This window comes from Schaalia sp. ORNL0103, assembly GCF_019429565.1.
Classification (GTDB): domain Bacteria; phylum Actinomycetota; class Actinomycetes; order Actinomycetales; family Actinomycetaceae; genus Pauljensenia.
On sequence record NZ_JAHXSA010000001.1, the window covers coordinates 664,575 to 687,858 of the forward strand.

The window sequence follows — 23,284 nt, forward strand, 5'->3', positions numbered from 1 at the left end:
AGGTGCGCTAACCTGTGCCTAGTACAGCCGCCATCTTGGGAGTAAACACGTGTTTGGAAACCTGTCAGATCGTCTGAGCCAGTCGTTCCGTAGCCTGCGCAGCCGCGGCGTCCTGACCGAGTCGGACGTCGATCACGCGATTTCCGACATTCGTCGCGCCCTTATCGACGCGGACGTTGCGCTCCCCGTCGTTCGCCAGTTCACCACGCAGGTGCGCGAAAAGGCATACGGCGCAGCCCGCTCCAAGGCGCTCAACCCCGGCCAGCAGGTCGTCTCCATCGTGCACGAGGAGCTCGTGGAGATCCTCGGTGGCGCCACGCGCGAGCTGACCTTCGCGGAGTCCGGCCCGACCGTCTTCATGCTCGCCGGCCTCCAGGGTGCCGGTAAGACCACGCTCGCCGGAAAGCTGGGTAAGTGGCTGCGCGAGGAGGGCAAGACCGTCCTGCTCGTCGCCTCCGACCTCCAGCGCCCCAACGCCGTCCAGCAGCTCCAGGTTGTCGGCGAGCGAGCCGGCGTCAAGGTGTGGGCACCCGAGCCCGGTAACGGTGTGGGCAACCCCGTCGAGGTCGCGCGTAGCGGCGTCGAGTTTGCCCGCCAGAGCGGCATCAACGTGGTCATTGTCGATACGGCCGGCCGTCTTGGTGTCGACCAGGAGATGATGGAGCAGGCGATCGCCATCCGCGATGCCGTCAACCCCCACGAGATCATGTTCGTCCTCGACGCCATGGTCGGTCAGGACGCGGTCTCCACCTCCACAGCCTTCCGTGACGGCGTCGGCTTCACTGGCGTCGTCCTGTCCAAGCTGGACGGCGACGCGCGCGGTGGTGCCGCGCTGTCCGTTCGCGGCGTGACCGGTGCGCCGATTCTGTTTGCCTCGACGGGCGAGGGCCTCGACGACTTTGAGCGCTTCCACGCCGACCGTATGGCCGGCCGCATCCTCGACATGGGTGACATCCTCACCCTCATCGAGCAGGCCGAAAAGAAGATGGATGCCGAGGAGGCGGAGAAGGTTGCGGCCAAGGCAATGGCCGGCCAGCTCACCCTTGGCGACTTCCTGAGCCAGCTTCAGCAGATCAAGAAGCTCGGCTCGATGAAGAAGATGCTCGGCATGATCCCGGGCGCCGCGCAGATGCGCGAGCAGATCGAGAACTTCGATGAGCGCGAGGTCGACCGTGTGGAGGCCATCGTCCGCTCGATGACCCCGGCCGAGCGCGAGGACGTGTCGATCCTTAACGGCTCGCGTCGAGCGCGTATCGCACGCGGTTCCGGCACGACTGTCACCGAGGTGAACCAGCTCGTCCAGCGCTTCGAGGCTGCGCGCGAGATGATGGCGCAGATGGGCCAGATGGGTGGCGGTGTTCCCGGTATGGGCGCACTGCCCGGCCGCGGCGGCAAGGCGAAGCAGAAGGCCAACGCTCGCAAGGCTCAGGCCCAGCGTGCTCGCATGAAGAAGAGCGCACGCTCCGGTAACCCCGCGAAGCGTCGCCAGCAGGAGCTGGAGGCCATGCTGCCTCCGTCTGAGCGCAGCGCGCCCCAGGGTTCCTCCTTCGGTGTTGCCCAGGAGGCCCCCGCTCCGCGTCCGACGATCGACGATCTGCCGGATGACGTCAAGCGCATGCTCGGCCATCTCTGAGGCATGGAGTTCAGTGGGCTCGCCCTGTGGGCGGATAACGAGTCCGAGCGCCCGTCGTGGGTGCGCGGCACGTGGCGCGTCGATGGGGGAGCGATCCGCCGCGTCTCTGATAGGGAAGAGTCGCCGTCGGTGGGATTCATCGTCCCCGGCATGGTGGATACGCACTGCCACATTGGGTACTCGGAGACCGGTTCGGTGTCCGAAGCAGAAATGGTGGAGCAGGCGCGCGCGACGCTCGCGAGCGGCGTCACCGTCGTGCGTGACTGTGGCGTGCCGGTCGATAACTCGCCTGCCGCTCGCGCAACCGGTCTGCACCTGATCCGCTGTGGTCGCCATGTTGCGCGTCCGAAGCGCTACATGCGTGACCTGCCGCTGGACGTTGACGATCAGAGCGAGCTTCCCGTGGTCCTCGCGTCGATGGCTCACTCCTCCGACGGGTGGGTGAAGATCGTCGGAGACTGGATCGACCGCAGTGCCGGGGCAGACTCGGACCTCATGCCCCTGTGGGACCCCGCGGTGTTGGCTGACGCTGTCGCCGCCGTGCACGAGGCCGGGGCAAGGATTGCCGTGCATGCGTTCTCGCACCGCGTCATCGACTCGCTCATCGAGGCCGGCGTTGACGACATTGAACACGGCAGCGGTATCGATGAGGATCAGGCCAGCGAGATTGCCACACGCGGCATCGCGGTGACGCCGACGCTGCGCCAGGTTGAGCTCTTCAAGGACTTTGCGGCCCAGGCGGGGGCGAAGTACCCCGTCTACGCGGCGACAATGCAGGCAATGTACGACGCGCGACACTCACACTTCGAGATGCTCGTCGACTCCGGCGTCCTTCTCCTCATGGGAACCGACTCGGGTGGCTACCAGGATCACGGCACGATCGCCGGCGAGCTTGACCTGTGGCTCCAATGGGGCGCGCCCGCTGAGTTCACGATCGACGCTGCGACGTGGGTGAGCCAGCGCTACCTCGGTTACCCCGGCCTCGTCGAGGGGGGTCCCGCTGATTTCGTCATCCTGGACGAGGATCCGAGGGCTAATCCGACGATCCTTGCGAACCCCGCGCGTGTCACGGTGGGTGGAACGCCCGTGTGGGAGCGTCCGTCCGCCTGAGCTCGCGGCAGTGATCGATTTAACCGATTCGCGCGACACGGCACTCGCTCCTGACTTGGGATTCAGGGGCGAAATATGGCATAATCGCTAGCTGTACCCGGCGGTTCGTAGACCCTCTCACTGCGTGCCGTCGTGTCCCGGTCCAATGCGACCCCTGTGTTTCCCACCTTGGGACGCAAAGGTCCACACCAATCTGAAATGGAGAGACCACTCAAGTGGCAGTTCGAATTCGCCTGAAGCGCGTGGGTAAGATCCACGCTGCCCAGTACCGTGTTGTCGTTGTCGATTCGCGCAAGAAGCGTGACGGCCGCGTCATCGAAGAGGTCGGTTACTACGATCCTCAGCCGAACCCGTCGATCATCCGCATCGACTCTGAGCGTGCCCAGTACTGGCTCGGTGTTGGCGCTCAGCCTTCCGACCAGGTCCGCAAGCTGCTGGTCCTGACCGGTGACATCGCCAAGTTCAACGGCAAGGCCGACGCTGTTTCCCGCGTCATCGTCTCCGAGGCTGACAAGGCCGCCCAGGCCGAGCAGGCCATCAAGGACGCCGAGGCTGCTGCCGAGAAGTCCAAGGCCGCTGCTTCCGCCAAGAAGGCCGAGGAAGAGGCCGCCGCTGCTGCAGCCGCTGCTGAGGCTGAGGCCGGCGAGCAGGCTTCCGAAGAGGCTGCCGGAGAGGATGCCTGAGCATGCTCGCCGACGCGTTGGAGCACCTGGTCAGCGGCATCGTTGACCACCCCGAAGATGTCGAGGTGACGCCTCGTTCCATGCGACGTGGCCAGCTTCTTGAGGTTCGCGTGAACCCCGAGGATCTGGGTCGCGTCATCGGACGCGGCGGTCGGACGGCTCGCGCGCTGCGCACCGTCATGGGTGCGTTGTCCACGCGTGGCACCGTCCGCGTCGACGTCGTCGACACGGATCGCGAGTAAGACTCGCACACGTCACGAAGGGGTCCGGCACTGCCGGGCCCCTTCGTTGTATCCTTCGGGGGAGTCCCCGTTTATCGTCAGGAGAATACATGCAGCTCACAGCCGCTATCGTCGGCCCTGCCCACGGCTTGCGAGGCGAGGTCATCGTGGACGTGCGCAGCGACGATCCCGAGGTCATGGCACCCGGTTCGCGCTTGGACATTGCGGGAGATCAGCGTAGCCTCACTGTGCGCACCGTTCGCGTGCACAAGGATCGCGTGCTTGCATCGTTTGAGGAATGCGTGACTCGCGAGGATGCGGAGGCTCTGCGCGGTGCCCGCCTGCTCGTCGATGCTCACCCCGAGGAGGACGCCTGGTATCCGCATGAACTCAAGGGTCTCCAGGCGCGTACTCCGTCCGGCGATATCCTCGGTACCGTCAGCGGACTGACCCCGGGCGCGGCTCAGGATTTGCTTCTCGTTGCCACGGATCGCGGCACTGTCATGGTTCCTTTCGTGACGGCCCTCGTCCCGACGGTCGATGTCGAGGGTGGATTTGTCGTCATCGATGCGCCGCCCGGCCTGTTTGACGACGATGCCGTGTCGGAGCGCGAGGGCGACTGACACCGTGCGTTTCGACCTTATTTCGATTTTCCCTGACTATTTTGCGCCTCTCCGCCTCTCGCTGATGGGGAAGGCAGAGGACGCCGGCCTCGTGCAGCTCCAGGCGCACGACCTGCGCGAGTGGGCGACCGGCAAGCATCGCAGCGTTGATGACACCCCCTACGGCGGTGGCGCGGGAATGGTAATGCGTGCGGATGTATGGGCGCGCGCCCTCGACGAGGTCCTCGCCGTGCCGCTAGCGGAGCGTGACGGCGATGGGACTCAGGCCTCGCCGCGTCGCGTCCTCGCGATCCCGACGCCGTCGGGAACGCCGCTGACCCAGGCGCGGGTTGAGGATCTCGCGCGCGCCGATCAGATCATCGTCGCCTGTGGGCGCTACGAGGGGATCGACGCGCGTGTCGCCGAGCACTACCGTGAAGCCGGCGTCGAGGTCGTCGAGTTTTCGATCGGTGACTACGTCCTGAACGGCGGCGAGGTCGCAGCGATGGTTCTTACTGAGGCTGTTGCGCGTCTTCTCGAAGGATTTATGGGAAACCCGGACTCCCTCGTTGAAGAGTCTCACTCGGGTGCGGGACTCCTCGAATACCCCGTGTTCACCAAGCCCAGGGAGTTCCGCTCCCTTGAGATCCCCGAGGTGCTTCTCGGCGGTAATCACGCGGCGATTGAGCGTTGGCGCCGAGATCGGGCGATTGAGAAGACCGCTCGCGTGCGCCCCGATCTCGCGTTGTCGCTGGATGCTTCGTCGCTGACGCGCGAGGACCGCGCGATGCTAGCCCGCTGCGGTGTTGCATATCCGCGAGCTGGCGCGGCGGAACGGCTCGACGTGCGACAGGCTGAGCTTGAGGACGTCGTCGCAGTCAGCGAGCTTGCGGCGCGCACGTTCCCGGATGCTTGCCCGGAGAACCTGCCCGAGAAAGCGATTGCGGAGCACATCGCCACGCAGTTGAGCGCCGACGTGTTTGACGCTCTTATTTCCGATCCCGAGCATCACCGCCTGTTCGTCGCCGAGGTCTGGGGTGGCCTCGTCGGTTACGTGCTCACCCACGTCGGACCCGATGCGCTGCCGAGCGATCTCGTACGTCCCGGACGTGTGGAGGAAGGTAGTGCCTACCTGTCCAAGTGCTATGTTGACGAGGCGTGGCGTGGCAGCGGTGTTGCGGACGCGCTCATCGAGCGTGCCGTCGCCGATGCGCGAGACTTGGGGCATGCCGCTGTTGTGCTTGGCACCAATCGAGGGAATAAGGAGGCGCAGGCCTTCTACAAGCGCCACGGATTCCGCAAGCGATCGAGCAGAACCTTCGATGTGGGCGGTGTGCGTAACTATGACGTCGTCATGGTGCGTGATCTCACCGCATAACGCGTCCGCGGACTAGCCCTGGTGCGTCCTGCTGTGGGATAATAAGCGGGATTGTGCGCGGTTCATCCTGCCGCAGGGGGACACCGAGGCGCACGATCACACGTCAAATGAGCGGGTTCGACCCGCCCAACCAGGCGCTTCCGACCTGCGGCAGTTGCGTCAAGGAGAAGAAATGCAGAAGCTGGACGCCGTTGATGCGGCTTCGCTGCGCGATGACATCCCCTCGTTCCGAGCTGGCGACACCCTCAAGGTGCACGTCAAGGTCATCGAAGGTAACCGCTCTCGTATCCAGGTCTTCCAGGGTGTCGTGATCGCTCGTCGCGGTCACGGTGTGTCCTCCACGTTCACCATCCGCAAGGTTTCCTTCGGTGTGGGCGTCGAGCGTACCTTCCCGGTTCACGCCCCCACGATCGACCACATCGAGGTCGTCACCAAGGGCGACGTGCGTCGCGCTAAGCTCTACTACCTGCGTGAGCGTCACGGTAAGGCCGCGAAGATCAAGGAACACCGTTCCGGCAAGTCCGCCTGAGGCTTGCCAGGCATACGCCTTGGCATTTTTCACGGAAAGGCCCGACACCGCGCGCCGGTGTCGGGCCTCGCCGTATCCTGGGATGGTTGACGCAACGACAAGGAGATTGCATGACCCCGACAGCAGGACCGGCGCTCGGACCGCTGCATTCGCCTTCTCTACGGGATCGTGATCGCGCGGAGGCTCGCGCTCGTCGCAACCCGCTCGTGTGGCTGCGCGAGATCCTCATGATCATCGTCGTTGCCCTCGTGATTTCGTCGCTGCTGCGTGCCTTCATCGTCCAGGTGTTCTGGATTCCCTCACCGTCGATGCACAATACGCTGGTGGAGGATGACCGCATTGCCGTCTCGCGTATCGACGCGCTTCGTTCGAACGTGCACCGCGGGGATGTCGTTGTCTTCGATGACACGCTTGGCTGGCTGGGCTCGTCGCAGGCGACTTCTCCCTCAGTACTGCGCAGTCTGGGGGAGTTCACCGGTTTCGTTCCGGGAGGCAGTGAGCAGACGCTCGTGAAGCGCGTCATCGGCGTCGGTGGGGATCGTGTGTCATGCACCAGTGCGAACGGCAAGGTGAGCGTCAACGGAGTTGAGCTTGACGAGACCTACGTGCCCGATGGGCAGGTGCCGTGTGGCGAGCGCACTTTTGATGTTGTCGTTCCCGAGGGCCACCTGTGGGTGATGGGTGACAACCGTTCGAACTCGGCTGATTCTCGCTACCACATGGGCTCGGGACAGTCGCCCTATGTGCCCGTTTCCTCGGTCGTCGGAACCGTTCAGGCGGTCATCTGGCCAACGTCGCGTTGGACCACGGACATCGCGCACCACGAGGTATTCGCGTCTGTTCCGGACGCCTCATGACGACCGCCTCGCGTGACCTTGAGGTCTCTCTCGCGCGTCGGTGGGGGATCGTTGCGGGGATGGATGAGGTGGGGCGCGGGGCTCTGGCCGGTCCTGTCGCCGTGGGTGTGGCGCTCATTGGCATCGATGCCCCACCAGTTCCTGAAGGCCTCACCGACTCGAAAGCGTTGACCGCTCGTCGGCGCGAGGCCCTCGTCGATCCCGTGCGTGAATGGGCGCTGGCCTGTGCAGTTGGGTACGCCTCCCCGCAGGAGATCGATGACTGGGGCATCATCGCCGCGCTTCGCCTCGCGGGCCGGCGCGCTCTCGCCGAGGTAGCCAGCCACGGCCTCGTTCCCGGTGGTGTTCTGCTGGACGGCTCCCACAATTGGCTCTCCGCACCCGACGATCTGTTCGGTGCCATCGACGGGCCTGAGGATCCTTTCGGCATCGAACTGCCCGTCCAGATGCAGGTGAAGGCCGACGCGTCCTGCGCGGTCGTTGCCGCGGCGTCCGTCCTCGCGAAGGTTGAACGCGACCACCTCATGCAGGAACTTGAGGATCCGGGCTACGGATGGGCATCGAACAAGGGCTACGGGTCGGCCGCCCACACTCGCGCGATCGTCGAGCTCGGCGTGTCGGATCAGCATCGTCGCTCGTGGAAGATGCCGACGCAGGCCACAAAGTAGGGCGCGCCGGGGTGGCGTGGCTCGGCTGGGCGCGCGGCCCGGCATGATGGTTGCGTGAGCGAAGAAATCGAAGGTTACGAAAACAATCTGGAGCTGGAACTCTTCAAGGAGTACCGCGACGTCATCGGGTTGTTCAAGTACGTCGTGGAAACCGAGAGGCGTTTCTATCTGTGCAACCACGTTGATGTGCAGGCACGCCCGGTCGGCGGCGACGTCTTTTTCGAGCTGACGCTCAGTGACGCGTGGGTCTGGGACATCTACCGCTCGTCGCGCTTCGTGCGCTCGGTGCGCGTCATCACCTACAAGGACGTCAACGTCGAGGAGCTCTCCAAGCCGGAGCTCGACATCCCGTAATCTGTGATCGCCCGGTCATCGGTTATCCACAGGCCTTTTCGCGAACCGCTCCCTATCCACAGGGGGCGGTTTTCGCATTGTGTCACTGAGCGTCTCGGGCGCACTGTGGGTGCGGAGGTGATCCGTGATGGGATGCTCAATACGGCCCGATCGTCGGGCCATTGGCGCTGCGGGCGAATATACCGCTCGACTGGCGCTCGAAGAGGCAGGTCTACGCCTTCTTGACACCAACTGGCGTGATGGTCGCCGGGGCGAACTCGATATCATCGCGCGTGACGAGACCGATCCGTCGCGTTCGTGGACCGTGATCGTAGAGGTGCGCACCAGGGTTGGGCGCAGGAAGGGGAGTGCGCTTGCGTCGGTCGACCATCGCAAGGTGGCACGGCTTCGAGCACTGACGGGTGCGTGGTGCAGGGCCCAGGGTCACCTTGCTTCGCGTGTGCGTATCGACGTCGTTGCCATCACCGTGGACGCGCGGACTCTGGAATCCTGGCCGGCTCCCATGGACGAGGCCGTGGATCTTCGCGCTCTGGGGGCACAGGTCATGTGGTTGCGGGGTGTGCAATGAGAGGGCCGGGGCTTGCGCGCACGTATTCCATGAGCATCGTCGGCATCGAGGGGCACCTTGTCGACGTGGAGACATACGCGGGGTCGGGCCTCGTGGCGTTCACGCTCGTCGGCCTGCTCGACACCTCCGTGCGCGAGGCACGCGATCGCGTGCGCGCTGCGTTCGAGTCGTGCGGCCTGGACGTCTTGGACCAACGCATCACCGTGAATCTGTCCCCCGCGGGCATTCCGAAGTCGGGGTCGGCTTTTGACCTCTCGATCGCGGCGTCCATTGCTCTGGCCACGGGCCTTGTCTCGCCGGTGGCTTTTGAGGACGCGGTCCTCGTTGGTGAGCTTGCGTTGGATGGAAGTATTCAGCCGGTGCGCGGAGTGCTGCCGGCTGTCCTCGCGGCGCGTTCGCGGGGCGTTCGCCGTGTGATAGTACCGTCGGCATGCGCCCAGGAAGCGCGTCTGGTCAGCGGCATTGAGGTCTTGGACTTCGCACATCTGGCTGACCTGATCGCGTGGGCCGGGGGAGAGGCTGTGAAGGCTCCGTTCCACGGGAGGATGGGTGTGCGCCGCGAGGGGGAACGTGACGGTGATACGACCCTCGCAGACATGGCCGACGTGCGTGGTCAGCCGGAAGCAATTGCGGCTCTGGAAGTTGCCGCTGCCGGTGGGCACCACGTGTTTCTTCTGGGAGAGCCCGGATCCGGCAAGACGATGCTCGCCTCCCGACTCCCGACGATACTTCCAGATCTCGACGCCGACACCGCTCTCGTCACCACCTCGTTGCATTCGGTGGCGGGCCTGTTGCCCCCCTCGATATCGCTGATGACGCGGCCTCCATTCCAAGCCCCACACCACTCGGTGACCATGCCAGCACTGATTGGTGGCGGCACGCGCACGCTCGTCCCCGGGGCAGCGTCGCTGGCGCATGGAGGGATCCTCTTCCTGGACGAGGCCGCCGAGTTTGCTCCCTCCGTCCTTGACTCGCTGCGCGAACCCCTTGAATCGGGTGTCATCCATGTGCACCGCTCCGGCGTTCAGGCGCGTTATCCCGCCGCATTCCAACTGGTGATGGCGTCAAATCCCTGCCCGTGCGGAGGCGGATACGGAGGGCGTCGATGCACCTGTTCCTCGATGAATCGACGCAGGTATCTCGCGCGTTTGTCCGGGCCGTTGCTGGATCGGATGGACATCCGCATCGACGTGCATACTCCCAGCCGGGCGGATCTGGCGTCGACACAGACACGCGATTCCGCGTCGATACGTGAGCGTGTTATCGAGGCGCGCTCGAGGGCTCGATCGCGCCTTAAGGGGACGCCGTGGACCATGAACGCGCAGCTTCCGGGAGCGTGGCTGCGACACCACTCAGGCATCGATGCCTCTCTTATTCATCAACTTGATCGGCTCGTCGATTCCGGTCACTCGTCTATGCGCGGAATCGACCGGATGCTACGCCTGGCATGGACGCTCGCCGATCTCGAGGCCGCGCCACGGCCGACCTTTGACCACATTGTTGCAGCGCAGCAGCTGCGGAACGGAGCGGATCACTATGAATGACACAGAACTGTGGGAGGCTGCCTGGTGGTCTGCCGTCGCTGAGCCGGCCGATCCGTGCGCACGCATCCTTCGTCAGGCCTTAGGGGATCGAGATGCGCGCGCGTGGCTGATCGGGGCCTGGTCGGCACCGCCGTTGGCTCTTGCCCGTCACTCGAGGATTGACTGGCACACGCAGTGGAATCGGTGGAGGCAGCGCGCCCTCTCGGTCGACATCGACAGTGAGCTGACACGTGTCGCTCGTGCGGGCGGCGGATTCATGACACCCGGCGATCCACGCTGGCCAGACCACCTTGCGTGCCTGGGGGAGGATGAGCCGATGGGGCTGTGGTTCCTCGGCGACCTGCCCGAGGCTCCGCAGGCGGATCATCATCTGTCTATCGTGGGAGCTCGCGCGTCCACCGGCGCGGGAAACAGGTGCGCACGCAACATGGCAGCATTCGTCGCTTCCGCAGGCGTGACGGTGGTGTCTGGGGGAGCGATTGGCATTGACATCGAAGCTCACCGGGGTGCGCTGTCCGCGCGTGGGCGCACGATCTGCATCCTCGCTGGTGGCGTGTGCAATCCGTACCCCGCATGCCACGGTGGCGACTTTCGTGCTGTCATCGACGGCGGTGGTGCCCTCATCTCCGAGGTTGCACCAACCGCCAGGCCGGCGAAGTGGCGTTTCCTGACCCGTAATCGCCTGATTGCTGCATGGAGTGGGGCAACCGTGGTCGTCGAGGCGGGAGCGCGCTCCGGTGCCCTTGCGACGGCGCGTCGTGCCATGGAATACGGGCGTGAGCTAGGCGCAGTCCCCGGCGCGGTCGACGCGCCGATGTCGGTGGGGTGCCTCGAGCTTGCGCGCAACGGAGCGACGATCATCCGCGATGGGCGCGACGCCCTCGAACTCGTGCGCCCGGTGAGCGTTGACGCCGCCCAGCCTCTGTTCGGTATGCCCGTCGACGACGATCACGGGGTTGATGCCCTAGAGCCAACTCTGCGTCGGGTGTGGGAGGCGCTTCCCAGGAGCGCTCCCGCGTCGGTCGAAGCGATCTGTGTCGCCGCGGCCCTGTCGCGCGAAGAAGTGAACTACGCGCTCATGGAGCTCTCGGTTGCGGGCCTAGTGGCCGGATCGACGCGTGGCTGGACGCGAATAGGGGGAGGCAGACCGTAGGATATCGATATGGCAGGCAACGTGGGGGAGCGCTGGGAAGAGTACCTGCGCCTTGGGCGGCGGATGAGCTCCCACACAGTTTCCGCGTACCTCGGGGATCTTCACTCGCTCATGGAGTTCCTCTCGCTCGACGCGGACGTGACCCCTGAGCAGTTGCGAGAGGCACTCACACACCGCGCAGTTCGTTCCTGGCTAGCTCGCACCCTCGCGGATGGGGGAGCGCGCTCGACGATCGCGCGCCACACCGCCGCGATTCGCAACTTCACCTCCTGGGCAATGCGTGAAGGAATCCTGGCGAGCGACCCCGCTGCGCTCCTCTCATCTCCGCGTGCCGACCAAAGGCTACCGTCTCCACTCGACGAATCCGATGCGAGGCTGCTTCTCAACGCCGCTCGGGATGAAGCTGCGGCGGGAGGGGCCTCCCAGATTCGCAATTGGGCGATCCTCGAGCTCACGTATGCCTGCGGGCTTCGCGTCTCCGAGGTGTGCGGCCTCGATATCTCGTCCTTGAACCGTGAGGCCCTCACCGTGCGCGTCGTCGGTAAAGGCAACAAAGAGAGGGTGGTTCCCTACGGTCCTCCTGCTGCCGACGCCCTCGACCATTGGCTGGTACGAGGCCGTCCCCAGTTGGCCGGGGAACGCAGCGGGGACGCTCTCTTCCTCGGCGATAAGGGTGGTCGCATCGATCCGCGCGTTGTGCGTTCGATGGTGCACAAGATGGCGGCTCGTGCGGGCGTGCACGACATTGCGCCACACGGGCTGCGCCATTCCACGGCGACGCACCTGCTGCAGGGTGGAGCCGACCTGCGTGCGGTCCAGGAGATGCTCGGTCACTCGTCGCTATCGACCACTCAGCGCTACACCCACGTGGATACCGCTCGTCTGAGCGCGATCTATCAGCGGGCGCACCCCCGCGCCTAGGACCCGAGGGCTGGGAGACGCTGTTTCACTGGTGATCGCAGACCTCGTTCGGCAATTCGCATGAGGCTATCGAGCCAACACGTCGTCCCAGGGGAGAAGACGCGGGCGCCCGAGCGTCATACGTATTGGATCGATGTACGTGCGCCTGCCGGTCTTTGCGCCCCAGTGCAGTGTGGGTGAGTCCCCTTCGACAACGCCTATCAAGTCTCCTTTCTGAACGTGATCGCCGACCGCGACGGATGGCGTCACGGGCAGATACGTCGACCAGACGACGCGGCCGCCGACCTCGTGCCGAATCGAAATGACGCCGCGGCCCGCGATGGGACCGGCAACGGTCACAGTGCCCGATGCGCACGCGTACACCGGGGAGGGAGCGGGATACTGCAACGTCACCCCGCGACGCCCGGGAAGCCAGTCGTGGGCGGGCGGAGAGAACCCTTCGACGACGGCCACGGGCCCACCTGTCGGCCACTGCCACCGCTCGCGGTGCGGGGCTGCTGCGCCTGGCGGTACCGCGATGATGAGCAGTGTTACGACGAAAGTGACGGTTAGTGAAGCGGCGCTGAATCGGCCACGGTTCGGGATTACTGAGGTCATGACATCAGCGTGAGGCGATGCGCCGCACAGGTCTAGTCGCCCGGCGCCGGTTGTGGATACTGCTGCGACGCGAAAGGACCCTGTGGATAACGAGCGAAAACGGCGTGTCTGTGGCGAACTGCCCGGGCCTCGTCGACGATGAATCCAGTAGGCAACGTCTCATCCCCCTGGTTTCGAACATTTGTGCACTTGTGAGGTAAGATAGCCGGGCACTTGCCCTGTGCAGGTGACTTCGCGTGCCATTATCGCGACCCACGGGAAACCGCCAGGGGAGCGAGGCGCGGCGGCTTCGGTCCTTTCGGGGATGGTCGCCGGTCATGGCACCAGGGTGCGCAACGCGCACAGCAAACCGATAACCCCGGGGGAAACCCCACTGATCACTCGCGACTTGCGGGGAAAGGACGATCCATGGCAATCGTTACCATGCGTCAGCTCCTCGAGTCCGGTGTCCACTTCGGCCACCAGACTCGCCGTTGGAACCCGAAGATGAAGCGCTTCATCCTCACCGAGCGCAACGGCATCTACATCATCGACCTGCAGCAGACCATTGCTGACATCGACATTGCCTTCGACTTCGTGAAGCAGACCGTCGCCCACGGTGGCACCCTGCTCTTCGTGGGCACCAAGAAGCAGGCCCAGGAAGCCGTGGCCGAGCAGGCCCAGCGCGTCGGCATGCCCTACGTGAACCACCGTTGGCTCGGCGGCATGCTCACCAACTTCTCGACCGTTGCCACCCGTCTGCAGCGCCTGAAGGAACTCGAGCAGATCGACTTCGACGACGTGGCCTCCTCCGGTCACACCAAGAAGGAACTGCTCATGATGCGCCGCGAGAAGGACAAGCTCTCGCGCACCCTGGGCGGCATCCGCGACATGACCAAGGTTCCCTCGGCCGTGTGGATCGTCGACCCCAAGAAGGAGCACCTCGCGGTCTCCGAGGCTCGCAAGCTGCGCATCCCGATCGTCGCCATCCTCGACACCAACGCCGATCCGGACGAGGTCGACTACCGCATTCCCGGCAACGATGACGCCATCCGCGCCGTCGCGCTGCTGACCCGCGTGATCGCCGACGCCGTCGCCGAGGGCCTGATCGCTCGCTCCGACGTCCGCAAGGGCAAGGGCGAAGAAGCCGCCGCTGAGCCGCTGGCTGAGTGGGAGCGTGAGCTCCTCGAGGGCGAGGTCAAGGCTGACGAAGCTGCCGCCGCTGAGGTCGCCGAAGAGTCGACCACCAAGCAGGACTGAACTTTTTACTGAGAGGAATCATCCGATGGCGAATTTCACCGCTGCAGATGTGAAGGCGCTGCGTGAGCAGACCGGCGCCGGCATGATGGATGTCAAGAAGGCTCTGACCGAGGCCGACGGCGACGCCGAGAAGGCTCTCGAGATCATCCGCCTGAAGGGCCTGAAGTCCCTGTCCAAGCGCGAGGGCCGCCAGGCCTCCGCCGGCCTGCTGGCCGCGCAGACCGACGGCACCGTCGGCGTGCTGGTCGAGGTCAACTCCGAGACGGACTTCGTCGCGAAGAACCAGAAGTTCATCGACTTCTCCAACGAGGTCCTGGCCGCCGCCGTCGCTTCTGGCGCCGCCGACCTGGACGCGCTGCTCGCCGCCCCCATGGGCGAGGGCACCGTCAAGGACCGCCTGGACGCTTTCGCCGCGATCATCGGCGAGAAGCTGCAGGTTGGCCGCATCGTGCGCGTTGAGGGCGAGAACGTCGACCTCTACCTGCACCAGACCAGCCCGGACCTGCCCCCGCAGGTTGGCGTCTTCGTCGTCACCGATGCCGCCGGCAAGGCCGTTGCCCACGACATCGCGATGCACGTCGCCGCCTACATGCCCGCTTACCTCGATCGCGACTCGGTTCCCGCCGACGTGCTCGAGAAGGAGCGCGCCACCCTCGAGAAGATCACCCTCGAGGAGGGCAAGCCCGCCAACATCGTTCCCAAGATCGTTGAGGGCCGTCTGAACGCGTTCTACAAGGACAACTGCCTCGTTGACCAGGCCTACGCCCGTGACCCCTCGAAGTCCGTCGGCCAGGTCCTCAAGGAGGCCGGCGCCACGGTCACCAACTTCGTGCGCGTGCACGTCGGTGCCTGATCTGGCCACCTCGTCAGCTTGCTGACAAAGGGAAGCGGTCCCGCCGAACGGCGGGGCCGCTTCCCTTTTACCAGGTAGTATGGTTCTTAACCGTTCCGCCCTTCCCGGGCCGTTACAAAGGAGAAGCGTCATGTCGACGAACCGCCGCGTTTTGCTCAAGCTGTCCGGAGAGGCATTCGGGGGTGGATCGATCGGTTTGGACCCCAAGGTTGTCCGTAACATCGCGGAGCAGGTCGCGTCTGCTGTTCGTGAGGGCATCCAGGTGGCGATCGTCGTTGGTGGAGGCAACTTCTTCCGTGGCGCCCAGCTCGCCCGCGAGGGGCTTGAGCGCTCACGTGCGGACTACATGGGCATGCTCGGCACCGTTATGAACGCGCTCGCACTCCAGGACTTTATCGACCAGTCCGGTGTCCCTGCCCGTGTGCAGACGGCCATTACGATGGCTCAGGTTGCCGAACCCTACCTGCCGCTTCGAGCGATTCGTCACCTGGAGAAGGGACGTGTCGTTGTCTTCGGCGCTGGCGCGGGCCTGCCGTACTTCTCGACCGATACGGTGTCCGCACAGCGTGCTTTGGAGATTCATTGCGATGAGCTGCTCGTCGCCAAGAACGGCGTGGACGGTGTTTATGACGATGATCCGAACAAGAATCCCGATGCTCACCGCTTCGACACGCTGACCTATTCTGAGGCTCTGCGTCGCGATCTCAAGGTGATTGACGGTTCGGCGCTCGCCCTGTGCCGCGACAACGGACTGACGACGCGCATCTTTGGCATGGGTGGCGACGGAGCCGTGACCCGCGCGCTGATGGGCGATGAAATCGGTACCCTAGTGACGGCGTGATATAACCTTCACAGACCACTGACTTAAAGGAGCTCATAGTGATCGACGATATTCTCCTCGAGGCCGAGGAAAAGATGGACAAGGCCGTGGAAGCGGCCAGCCACGAGTTTTCGAACATCCGCACTGGACGCGCGACGTCTTCGATGTTCGAGCAGCTTCTGGTGGACTACTACGGTGCGCCGACGCCGATGCAGCAGCTTGCTAGCTTCCAGATTCCCGAGGCCCGTACCGTCCTGATCTCTCCTTTCGATCGCACCGCGACCCAGGAGATCATCCGTACTCTGCGTGAGTCGGACCTCGGTGTGAATCCGACCGACGATGGCAATGTCGTGCGCGTCGTTCTGCCCGCCCTGACGGAGGAACGCCGTAAGGAGTACGTGAAGCAGGCCAAGAGCAAGGCTGAGGACGGTCGCGTGTCCGTGCGCGGCGTGCGTCGTAAGGCGAAGGATCAGCTTGACCGCCTGAAGAAGGACGGCGAGGCCTCTGAGGATGACGTCGAGCGCGCCGAAAAGCAGCTTGATGGCCTCACGAAGGCCCACACCGAGCAGATCGACAAGATGCTCGCGACGAAGGAAAGTGAACTGCTGACGATCTGATGGCGTCGACGGATCGTTCACTTCTTGCCCGAGTCTTCTCCCCGGGCCCCACTCGTGACAATCATCCCGCGGGTGGGGCAACGGGGAAGGCTGGGCGTAATCTTCCGCAGGCGATCACGACCGCAGTTGTCCTGATCGCTGCTGTTGCCATTCCTCTGTTCACGTCGCTCCCTGCGTTTGTGGGCGTCATTGCCTTCGTGTGCCTGGTTGGAATCTGGGAACTCGCGGGCGCCTTCGCGCGCATGGGCATCACACTGACGGTGACGCCTCTGTATGTCGGTGCTATCGGCATGGTGACCTGCGCGTGGTGGCTGGGCACAGAGGGTATGCTCTTCGCCCTGTACATCACCGTGTTCGTCTGCGCGGCGTGGAGACTCCTGGACCGTCGTCAAGAGTCCCGGATGAGCGACGTCGTGTCGTCAACGTTTGCGGCCGTCTACGTGCCGTTCCTGGCCTCGTTCGTGGTGCTCATGATGGCGGCGTGGCACAACGCCTGGGTGTTCGTCGTCTTTGAGCTCATGGTCATCGCTAACGACACCGGTGGCTGGGCTGCCGGTGTCATGTTCGGTAAGCACCCGATGGCTCCCGCTCTGTCTCCGAAGAAATCCTGGGAGGGCTTCGCAGGTTCTGCCCTGACGGCCATCGCTGTCGGTGTGGTCGGTCTGTGGTTGCTGGGAGCTTCCTGGTGGTGGGGTGTCGTTGCGGGTATCTCTATCGCCTTTGTGGGTACGATGGGCGACCTGACCGAGTCTCTCATTAAGCGTGAGGCCGGCTTGAAAGACATGTCGCAGATCCTGCCGGGCCACGGTGGTGTTCTCGACCGAGTGGACGCGCTGCTCATGAGCGCGCCGGTCGCCTACTTCATTTTCGCGTGGGCGCTGCCGGGTATTTCTTGGGAGTCTAGCCATTGAGCCAATCGACGAAGGGGCCCCGCGGGGCGCAGGCACATACGCCGAACGCCCTGGGCGTGTCGGATCTTCAGCGTCGCAGCCCGCGCCGTGAGGTTCGTCCGACCGATCAGCCGCCGGAGGGCGCGACGCATAAGGACGCCAAGCCGGTCCTGTCGTTCACCGCGAAGCGGCGTGGAAAGGCTCCGTCGCATCTCGCTGATCTGGATGCCGCGTCCCGTAAGCAGGTGCTGAAGGACCTGGGGTTGCCCGCTTTTCGCGCCGATCAGCTGTCGCGCCATTACTTCACGCATTTTGAGGCCGATCCCGCGAACATGAGCGATATCCCGGCCGGGATGCGCGACGCTGTCTCGGATGCCCTGCTGCCGAATCTTGTGACGAAGGTTGTGTCACTGGAGGCTGACGGCGGGCGCACGATCAAGGATTTGTGGCGCCTGTACGACGGCGCGCAGGTCGAGTCTGTTCTCATGCGCTACCCCCAGCGAACGACGCTGTGCGTCTCGTCGCAGGCGGGCTGCGGCATGGCGTGTCCATTCTGCGCGACGGGACAGATGGGCCTGACGCGTAACCTGTCGACCGCGGAGATTGTCGATCAGGTTCGCGAGGCCCAGGCCTCGTGCCGAGACGGCAAGCTCGCGGGTGGGCCGACGAAGCTGTCGAATGTTGTCTTCATGGGCATGGGCGAGCCCCTCGCTAACTACAAGACGGTTGTCGCCGCGCTTCACCGTTTGATTGATCCGGCGCCCGAGGGATTCGGTATGAGCGCCCGAAATATCACCGTGTCGACGGTAGGCCTGGTCCCTGCGATCAAGAAGCTGGCGGGGGAGGGTATGCCGGTAACGCTCGCGGTCTCGCTCCATGCGCCGGACGACGATCTTCGCGACGAGCTGATTCCCATCAACTCGCGGTGGAAGGTCGGTGAGCTCCTTGATGCGGCGCGCGGGTATTTCCTGGCGACGGGGCGGCGCGTGTCGATCGAGTACGCGCTCATTAAGGACATGAACGATCAGGAATGGCGCGCGCAGCTGCTGGCCGATGAGCTGAACAAGCGTGGCCATGGTTGGGTGCACGTCAACCCCATTCCCCTGAATCCGACGCCTGGGTCCATCTGGACGGCATCGACGCGGGCTGCTCAGGAGGCGTTCGTCAAGCGCCTGCAGGACAACGGAATTGCGACGTCGATCCGCGATACGCGCGGCTCGGACATTGACGGCGCGTGCGGGCAGCTGGCGACGGCGGTTGCTGACGGTAAGCGCCCGGTTGGGGAGGAGCACGCGTGATCAGGACAGATTTTTCTCGCAGTTTCTTGCGCATGGGATACGACGTGAGCGAGGTCCTGACCTTTCTCGGGGACGTCGAGCGCACGCTGACGGGCCAGGAGACGGACCCCGAAAAGGTCGTGACCGCTCAGAAGGCTCTGGATGTGGAGTTTTCTGCGAAGCTGCGCGGCTTCAATGACGAGGAGGTCGACGCGGAGATCGACCGTCTCATTGAGATGCTGCGTCATGCCGAGCGCAGACGAGCGGCGCAGCATGAGAATAGTGCGGGCAGTCACGTCGACGCTGCGACGCTCCCAGGTGCGGAGCCGACTACCGCTTCCTCTGAGTATGCTGATTTCGGCACGCCTGAGGCCGTCGAACAGATTCTTCGTTCCATGACACAGGAAAAGGAGCAGTCATGACTGAGTTTCCTAGGGTTGGTCTCTTCTCGAAGGGCTACGACTGCGCACAGGTCGATGCGTTCTTTGAAGACGCTCGCCGTGCCTACGAGGGTGGTGTTCCCCCGGAGCAGTTCAGTTCAGAGCAGGTGCGCCTGGCCACTTTTGAGCTGAAGAATCGCGGCTACAACATTGACGCCGTGGACGGCGCGATGAACCGCCTGGAGGCGGCTTTCGTGAACCGTGATCGCGCGGATTCCGTCGCAGCTGAGGGTGAGGCAGCGTGGTATGACCGCGTCGCCGATCGTGCGACGACCCTGTACCCGCGTCTGCAGCGCCCTCGCGGCGAGCGCTTCGCGCACCCGACGTCGGGACGTGGTTACTCCTGCGAGGAAGTTGACGATCTGCTGGATCGTATTGCAGCGTACTTCGACGAGGCCGGGGAGCTGACCGCTGACGAGATTCGTCTGTCGACCTTCCGCCCCAAGCGCGGCAAGAAGGCGTACATGGAGGGCCCCGTGGACGCCTACCTTGGGCGCGCCGTCGAAATTCTGCTTGCGGTTGACTGATGCCCGTGTCGGTGGAAGAACACACGTCCACTATCCCCGTCGTCCTGCTTGGCTCGACGGGATCGATCGGTACCCAGGCGCGTGAGGTCATTGAGGCGAACCGCGGGCGTTTCGACGTCCTTGGCCTCAGCGCCGGCGGCGCGTCGATCACCGAGCTTGCCGTCCAGATCGTCGCGTTGAATCCCGCGTACGTGGGCGTGGCTCGCGACGTTCGCGAGGAATTGTCGGCTGCCGTGGAGCAGATGGGTGGCACGTGCCCGGAGGTTTTCGTCGGCGAGAACGCGTCCGTCGAGGTCGTATGCGCGTCCGTTGAACGTGCGGCGCAGCTGTACCCGCGAGCAACGCCGGTGGTGCTCAACGGCATCACGGGCGGCGTGGGCCTGTCGTCGACGCTTGCGGCTCTCAAGTGCGGTGCCCGCCTTGCGCTGGCGAATAAGGAATCGCTGGTCGTCGGCGGTGCGCTGGTAAAGAATGCGATGCGTTTTCCCGGCCAGATCGTTCCGGTGGATTCCGAGCACTCTGCGATCGCCCAGGCGTTGGCCTCGGGCGTGCATGAACGCGGCCTGACTTCTCCGGTTGTCTCCGGTCGCTCCGAGGTCGCGGACCTCGTTCTCACGGCTTCGGGAGGTCCGTTCCGCGGTCGCAGACGAGACGAGCTGCGCGGCGTGCGCGCCGAACAGGCGTTGGCCCATCCGACGTGGCAGATGGGGCCCGTCGTCACGATTAACTCGTCGACCCTGATCAATAAGGGGTTGGAACTCATCGAGGCCCACTTGCTGTTCGATGTTGCCCCCGAGCACATCATCGCGACCGTTCACCCGCAGTCCATCGTGCACTCGATGGTGACGTGGTGTGACGGCGCGACGACGCTCCAGGCGTCGCCTCCGGACATGCGTCTGCCGATCGCGCTCGGACTGACCTGGCCCGAGCGACTCGCGGACGTCGAGAAGCCCCTGACGTGGGCGTCCGCGTCTGAATGGACGTTTGAGCCGGTGGATAACGAGACGTTCCCCGCGATCAACCTCGCGCGCTTCGCGGTCGCGGCCTCTGCGACGCATCCCGCGGTGCTCAACGCCGCGAACGAGGTGCTGGTTGATGCGTTTATTGCGGGGGAGGTGCCGTGGCTTGCGATCGTGGACACGGTCTCGAGCGTCGTGCATGAGCACGAGGGTGTCGCTGACCCCTCGTTGGAAGACATTGTGGCCGCACAGCGCTGGGCTGATCAGCGTGCGCGCGAACTCGTTCGCGCAGGCCAGTGGAAGGATATGTGAGCGTGGGCTCAATCGTCGGTATCGTCGTTGTCGTTATCGGAATCTTGGCGTCGGTCGCCCTGCATGAGGTGGGGCATATGCTCCCGGCGAAGAAGTTCGGGGTGCTGGTCCCCGATTACGCGGTGGGTTTTGGTCCGGCGCTGTGGAAGAAGAAGATTGGCGACACGACGTACGCGCTGCGCGCGATTCTGCTCGGCGGCTACGTCAAGATCGTCGGCATGTATGCGCCGGCGCGTCCAGGCACTCGGCTCGTGGGTCGCGGCGGTAAGCCGACGCTCGCCCAGGAGGCCCGTGAGGCCTCGGCCGAGGAGATCCCTGAGGGCCAGGAACAGCGTGCCTTTTACCGTCTGAGCGCCCCGAAGAAGATCGCGGTCATGCTCGGCGGGCCGCTCATGAATCTGCTGATCTGCATCGTGTTATCGGCGGTGACGATGATCGGCATCGGCGCTCCCACGGCCTCGCGCACGATTGCGGATGTGCCGGCCACGATCACGAGCGCTTCCGGTGAAGTTGCTTCTCCCGCCTACGAGGCAGGGGTCCGTCCCGGGGACACGGTCGTCGCGTGGAATGGGCAGCCGGTTGCCACCTTCGCGGAGCTGCAGCGCGCGGTTGGGGCCACCCAGGAGGGTGAGTCTACCGTGCTGACGGTGGAGCGCGACGGTACCACCGTGGACCTGAGTGTTTCGCCTGTGACGGGCTCGCAGGGGGCTCGCTTGGTGGGCGTGACGGCTGGATACGAGTACGTGTCGGCGTCTGTCGGCGATGTGGCAGCGGCGAACTGGCAGATGTTCACCGGGACGACGGCGGTCGTGACCCGGCTTCCGCAGGCGGTGTGGCAGGTCGGCCGGTCTGTGTTCACTGACGAAAAGCGTGACTCCTCGGGTGTCGTGTCCGTCGTGGGCGTGGGGCGCCTGGCCGGTGAGGTGACGGGTGATTCGCAGGCGCTGGGTCTGCGCGACACGCGTCAGGTTGTGGCCGTACTGCTGAGCCTCCTGGCGTCGCTCAACATGGCCCTCTTCGTTTTCAACCTCATCCCGTTGCCGCCGCTGGACGGCGGGCACATTCTCGGGGCGATCTACGAGGGCGTGCGCCGAACGGTGGCCCGCGTGCGTGGGGCGGAGGATCCCGGCCCGGCGGACACGGCTCGCCTCGTTCCCGTTACCTGGGTCGTCGGCGGCCTGCTCGTCGCGATGAGCATCATTTTGATCGTTGCAGACATCGTGAAGCCAGTGTCGCTCGGCTGAGCGCCGGCACGTCACACATATCTGCCCGAAAAGCGACCCTGACCACGCGTTCGTGGTCCGTGTGGGAAGGAAGGCCACTGTGCGCGATAATGACACGGTGAGTGAAATCAATCTTGGTATGCCCGAAGTCGCGGCGTCGCCGTTCCCGCGCAAGCAGACGCGTCGCATCATGGTGGGGGACGTTCCCGTGGGCGGTGGCGCGCGGGTCTCCGTCCAGTCCATGACGACGACGAAGACACACGACATCGGTGCGACGCTCCAGCAGATCGCCGAGCTGACGGCCGCCGGCTGCGACATCGTTCGCGTCGCCTGCCCGACGGATAAGGATGCGGACGCGCTGCCGATCATCGCCAAGCAGTCGCGTATCCCGGTGATCGCCGACATTCACTTCAAGCCGAAGTACGTGTTCCAGGCGATCGAGGCGGGCTGTGGCGCCGTGCGTGTGAACCCGGGCAACATCCGCAAGTTCGACGACCAGGTGAAGGACATCTGCAAGGCCGCCTCCGATCACGGCGTGTCGCTGCGCATCGGCGTGAACGCAGGATCGCTCGATCCTCGACTGCTGAAGAAGTACGGTCGCGCCACGCCCGAGGCTCTCGTCGAGTCGGCGATCTGGGAAGCCTCGCTGTTCGAGGAGAACGACTTCCACGACTTCAAGATCTCGGTCAAGCACCACGACGTGCTCACCATGATCCAGGCCTACCGCATGCTGTCCGAGGCGGGGGACTGGCCGCTGCACCTGGGCGTCACCGAGGCCGGTCCCGCCTTCCAGGGCACGATTAAGTCCGTGTCCGCTTTCTCGGTGCTCCTGGCCGAGGGTATCGGTGACACGATCCGCGTCTCCCTGTCCGCCCCTCCCGTTGAGGAGATCAAGGTGGGCACGAAGATGCTGGAGTTCATGGGTCTGCGCGAGAAGACTCTCGAGATCGTCTCGTGCCCGTCGTGTGGTCGCGCCCAGGTGGACGTGTGGACGCTCGCTGAGGACGTCACCGAGGGCCTGAAGGACCTGACGGTCCCGCTGCGCGTGGCCGTGATGGGCTGCGTCGTGAACGGCCCGGGCGAGGCTCGCGAGGCCGACCTGGGTGTCGCCTCCGGCAATGGCAAAGGCCAGATCTTCATTCGCGGCGAGGTCGTCGAGACCGTTCCCGAGGACCAGATCGTCGAGACCCTGATCCGCCGCGCGAACGCCCTCGCCGAGGAGCTGGGCCTTGAGCCGGGTTCCGGAAGCGTCGAGGTTGCCCCGATCACCGCCCCGGAGGTCAAGCTTCCGGGCATCGACTTCTGAGTT

26 protein-coding genes are annotated in these 23,284 nt (G+C 64.6%); 25 read left to right on the top strand and 1 reads right to left on the bottom strand.

The genetic code is table 11. The annotated features are described in order from the left end of the window. The first annotated feature begins 49 nt into the window (after positions 1-49). The 14 genes from ffh to JJJ16_RS03005 all read left to right on the top strand — a co-directional run bounded on the left by ffh (position 50) and on the right by JJJ16_RS03005 (position 12,221). The gene (ffh, locus tag JJJ16_RS02940; RefSeq protein WP_219751319.1) at positions 50-1,633 is read left to right on the top strand and encodes a signal recognition particle protein; all 1,584 of its coding nucleotides are present in this window, start codon (positions 50-52) and stop codon (positions 1,631-1,633) included. A 3-nt stretch (positions 1,634-1,636) separates the two neighbouring features. Continuing rightward, positions 1,637-2,743: an amidohydrolase family protein gene (locus JJJ16_RS02945; protein ID WP_219751320.1), complete on the top strand. Its 1,107-nt coding sequence runs from the start codon at positions 1,637-1,639 to the stop codon at positions 2,741-2,743. Positions 2,744-2,958: 215 nt separating this feature from the next. Further along, entirely contained in the window at positions 2,959-3,426 is a 468-nt protein-coding gene (gene rpsP / locus JJJ16_RS02950; RefSeq protein ID WP_034466400.1) for a 30S ribosomal protein S16, read from the top strand. A gap of 2 nt (positions 3,427-3,428) precedes the next feature. Then, positions 3,429-3,668, top strand: coding sequence for an RNA-binding protein (locus JJJ16_RS02955; protein WP_003792828.1), 240 nt, complete (start codon positions 3,429-3,431; stop codon positions 3,666-3,668). Positions 3,669-3,757: 89 nt separating this feature from the next. Then, entirely contained in the window at positions 3,758-4,270 is a 513-nt protein-coding gene (gene rimM / locus JJJ16_RS02960; protein ID WP_219751321.1) for a ribosome maturation factor RimM, read from the top strand. A 4-nt stretch (positions 4,271-4,274) separates the two neighbouring features. Continuing rightward, positions 4,275-5,627: a tRNA (guanosine(37)-N1)-methyltransferase TrmD gene (gene trmD / locus JJJ16_RS02965; protein ID WP_219751322.1), complete on the top strand. Its 1,353-nt coding sequence runs from the start codon at positions 4,275-4,277 to the stop codon at positions 5,625-5,627. A gap of 172 nt (positions 5,628-5,799) precedes the next feature. Beyond that, a complete protein-coding gene (gene rplS / locus JJJ16_RS02970; protein ID WP_003792825.1) occupies positions 5,800-6,156 on the top strand; it encodes a 50S ribosomal protein L19 in 357 nt (118 codons plus the stop codon). A 110-nt stretch (positions 6,157-6,266) separates the two neighbouring features. After that, positions 6,267-7,013, top strand: a complete 747-nt coding sequence (gene lepB / locus JJJ16_RS02975) for a signal peptidase I (protein ID WP_219751323.1) — start codon at positions 6,267-6,269, stop codon at positions 7,011-7,013. Further along, positions 7,010-7,681, top strand: coding sequence for a ribonuclease HII (locus JJJ16_RS02980; protein WP_219751324.1), 672 nt, complete (start codon positions 7,010-7,012; stop codon positions 7,679-7,681). Before lepB ends, JJJ16_RS02980 begins: the two co-directional genes overlap by 4 nt. Positions 7,682-7,735: 54 nt before the next feature. Further along, positions 7,736-8,035 (top strand): DUF2469 domain-containing protein, encoded by a 300-nt coding sequence (locus tag JJJ16_RS02985; protein WP_003795316.1) that lies wholly within the window; start codon positions 7,736-7,738, stop codon positions 8,033-8,035. A 127-nt stretch (positions 8,036-8,162) separates the two neighbouring features. After that, on the top strand, positions 8,163-8,603 hold the full coding sequence (locus JJJ16_RS02990; protein WP_219751961.1) for a YraN family protein: 441 nt from the start codon (positions 8,163-8,165) through the stop codon (positions 8,601-8,603). 29 nt (positions 8,604-8,632) lie between these two features. Beyond that, a complete protein-coding gene (locus JJJ16_RS02995; RefSeq protein WP_219751325.1) occupies positions 8,633-10,147 on the top strand; it encodes a YifB family Mg chelatase-like AAA ATPase in 1,515 nt (504 codons plus the stop codon). Further along, entirely contained in the window at positions 10,140-11,300 is a 1,161-nt protein-coding gene (gene dprA / locus JJJ16_RS03000) for a DNA-processing protein DprA (protein ID WP_219751326.1), read from the top strand. Before JJJ16_RS02995 ends, dprA begins: the two co-directional genes overlap by 8 nt. A gap of 9 nt (positions 11,301-11,309) precedes the next feature. After that, positions 11,310-12,221, top strand: a complete 912-nt coding sequence (locus tag JJJ16_RS03005; RefSeq protein WP_219751327.1) for a tyrosine recombinase XerC — start codon at positions 11,310-11,312, stop codon at positions 12,219-12,221. A 66-nt stretch (positions 12,222-12,287) separates the two neighbouring features. Here the strand turns inward: JJJ16_RS03005 and JJJ16_RS10170 are convergent, their stop codons facing one another. Beyond that, the gene (locus JJJ16_RS10170) at positions 12,288-12,674 is read right to left on the bottom strand and encodes a M23 family metallopeptidase (protein ID WP_315300632.1); all 387 of its coding nucleotides are present in this window, start codon (positions 12,672-12,674) and stop codon (positions 12,288-12,290) included. A 552-nt stretch (positions 12,675-13,226) separates the two neighbouring features. On the opposite strand from JJJ16_RS10170, the gene rpsB reads away from it, so the two are divergent. From rpsB to ispG, 11 genes are all read left to right on the top strand, one after another. Next, on the top strand, positions 13,227-14,057 hold the full coding sequence (gene rpsB / locus JJJ16_RS03015) for a 30S ribosomal protein S2 (protein WP_034466423.1): 831 nt from the start codon (positions 13,227-13,229) through the stop codon (positions 14,055-14,057). Positions 14,058-14,082: 25 nt separating this feature from the next. Further along, on the top strand, positions 14,083-14,910 hold the full coding sequence (gene tsf, locus JJJ16_RS03020; RefSeq protein ID WP_219751329.1) for a translation elongation factor Ts: 828 nt from the start codon (positions 14,083-14,085) through the stop codon (positions 14,908-14,910). Positions 14,911-15,040: 130 nt separating this feature from the next. Then, complete coding sequence (pyrH, locus tag JJJ16_RS03025) at positions 15,041-15,751, top strand: UMP kinase (protein WP_219751330.1); 711 nt, start codon at positions 15,041-15,043, stop codon at positions 15,749-15,751. A gap of 38 nt (positions 15,752-15,789) precedes the next feature. Beyond that, entirely contained in the window at positions 15,790-16,347 is a 558-nt protein-coding gene (frr, locus tag JJJ16_RS03030) for a ribosome recycling factor (RefSeq protein WP_003795334.1), read from the top strand. Further along, positions 16,347-17,258 (top strand): phosphatidate cytidylyltransferase, encoded by a 912-nt coding sequence (locus tag JJJ16_RS03035; RefSeq protein ID WP_034466431.1) that lies wholly within the window; start codon positions 16,347-16,349, stop codon positions 17,256-17,258. Before frr ends, JJJ16_RS03035 begins: the two co-directional genes overlap by 1 nt. 56 nt (positions 17,259-17,314) lie before the next feature. Continuing rightward, a complete protein-coding gene (gene rlmN, locus JJJ16_RS03040) occupies positions 17,315-18,535 on the top strand; it encodes a 23S rRNA (adenine(2503)-C(2))-methyltransferase RlmN (protein WP_219751962.1) in 1,221 nt (406 codons plus the stop codon). Then, entirely contained in the window at positions 18,532-18,936 is a 405-nt protein-coding gene (locus tag JJJ16_RS03045; RefSeq protein WP_318836517.1) for a DivIVA domain-containing protein, read from the top strand. The genes rlmN and JJJ16_RS03045 overlap by 4 nt, the downstream gene beginning before the upstream one ends. Next, positions 18,933-19,481 carry a DivIVA domain-containing protein gene (locus JJJ16_RS03050; protein WP_048671066.1) on the top strand — a complete coding sequence of 183 codons (549 nt, stop codon included), beginning with the start codon at positions 18,933-18,935 and terminating at the stop codon, positions 19,479-19,481. Before JJJ16_RS03045 ends, JJJ16_RS03050 begins: the two co-directional genes overlap by 4 nt. Further along, positions 19,481-20,752, top strand: coding sequence for a 1-deoxy-D-xylulose-5-phosphate reductoisomerase (gene dxr, locus JJJ16_RS03055; RefSeq protein ID WP_219751331.1), 1,272 nt, complete (start codon positions 19,481-19,483; stop codon positions 20,750-20,752). The genes JJJ16_RS03050 and dxr overlap by 1 nt, the downstream gene beginning before the upstream one ends. Positions 20,753-20,754: 2 nt before the next feature. After that, positions 20,755-21,996: a M50 family metallopeptidase gene (locus JJJ16_RS03060; RefSeq protein WP_219751964.1), complete on the top strand. Its 1,242-nt coding sequence runs from the start codon at positions 20,755-20,757 to the stop codon at positions 21,994-21,996. A gap of 118 nt (positions 21,997-22,114) precedes the next feature. Continuing rightward, positions 22,115-23,281, top strand: a complete 1,167-nt coding sequence (gene ispG, locus JJJ16_RS03065; RefSeq protein WP_034466506.1) for a flavodoxin-dependent (E)-4-hydroxy-3-methylbut-2-enyl-diphosphate synthase — start codon at positions 22,115-22,117, stop codon at positions 23,279-23,281. The last annotated feature ends 3 nt before the right edge of the window (positions 23,282-23,284 follow it).

Bases quoted from the DNA above. Each gene is read 5' to 3' on its own strand.
- JJJ16_RS02945 (WP_219751320.1), top strand. From the start codon at position 1,637: ATGGAGTTCAGTGGGCTCGCCCTGTGGGCGGATAACGAGTCCGAGCGC.
- JJJ16_RS02955 (WP_003792828.1), top strand. From the start codon at position 3,429: ATGCTCGCCGACGCGTTGGAGCACCTGGTCAGCGGCATCGTTGACCAC.
- rimM (WP_219751321.1), top strand. From the start codon at position 3,758: ATGCAGCTCACAGCCGCTATCGTCGGCCCTGCCCACGGCTTGCGAGGC.
- rplS (WP_003792825.1), top strand. From the start codon at position 5,800: ATGCAGAAGCTGGACGCCGTTGATGCGGCTTCGCTGCGCGATGACATC.
- lepB (WP_219751323.1), top strand. From the start codon at position 6,267: ATGACCCCGACAGCAGGACCGGCGCTCGGACCGCTGCATTCGCCTTCT.
- JJJ16_RS02980 (WP_219751324.1), top strand. From the start codon at position 7,010: ATGACGACCGCCTCGCGTGACCTTGAGGTCTCTCTCGCGCGTCGGTGG.
- JJJ16_RS02990 (WP_219751961.1), top strand. From the start codon at position 8,163: ATGGGATGCTCAATACGGCCCGATCGTCGGGCCATTGGCGCTGCGGGC.
- JJJ16_RS02995 (WP_219751325.1), top strand. From the start codon at position 8,633: ATGAGCATCGTCGGCATCGAGGGGCACCTTGTCGACGTGGAGACATAC.
- dprA (WP_219751326.1), top strand. From the start codon at position 10,140: ATGAATGACACAGAACTGTGGGAGGCTGCCTGGTGGTCTGCCGTCGCT.
- JJJ16_RS03005 (WP_219751327.1), top strand. From the start codon at position 11,310: ATGGCAGGCAACGTGGGGGAGCGCTGGGAAGAGTACCTGCGCCTTGGG.
- rpsB (WP_034466423.1), top strand. From the start codon at position 13,227: ATGGCAATCGTTACCATGCGTCAGCTCCTCGAGTCCGGTGTCCACTTC.
- tsf (WP_219751329.1), top strand. From the start codon at position 14,083: ATGGCGAATTTCACCGCTGCAGATGTGAAGGCGCTGCGTGAGCAGACC.
- pyrH (WP_219751330.1), top strand. From the start codon at position 15,041: ATGTCGACGAACCGCCGCGTTTTGCTCAAGCTGTCCGGAGAGGCATTC.
- JJJ16_RS03035 (WP_034466431.1), top strand. From the start codon at position 16,347: ATGGCGTCGACGGATCGTTCACTTCTTGCCCGAGTCTTCTCCCCGGGC.
- JJJ16_RS03050 (WP_048671066.1), top strand. From the start codon at position 18,933: ATGACTGAGTTTCCTAGGGTTGGTCTCTTCTCGAAGGGCTACGACTGC.
- dxr (WP_219751331.1), top strand. From the start codon at position 19,481: ATGCCCGTGTCGGTGGAAGAACACACGTCCACTATCCCCGTCGTCCTG.
- ispG (WP_034466506.1), top strand. From the start codon at position 22,115: ATGCCCGAAGTCGCGGCGTCGCCGTTCCCGCGCAAGCAGACGCGTCGC.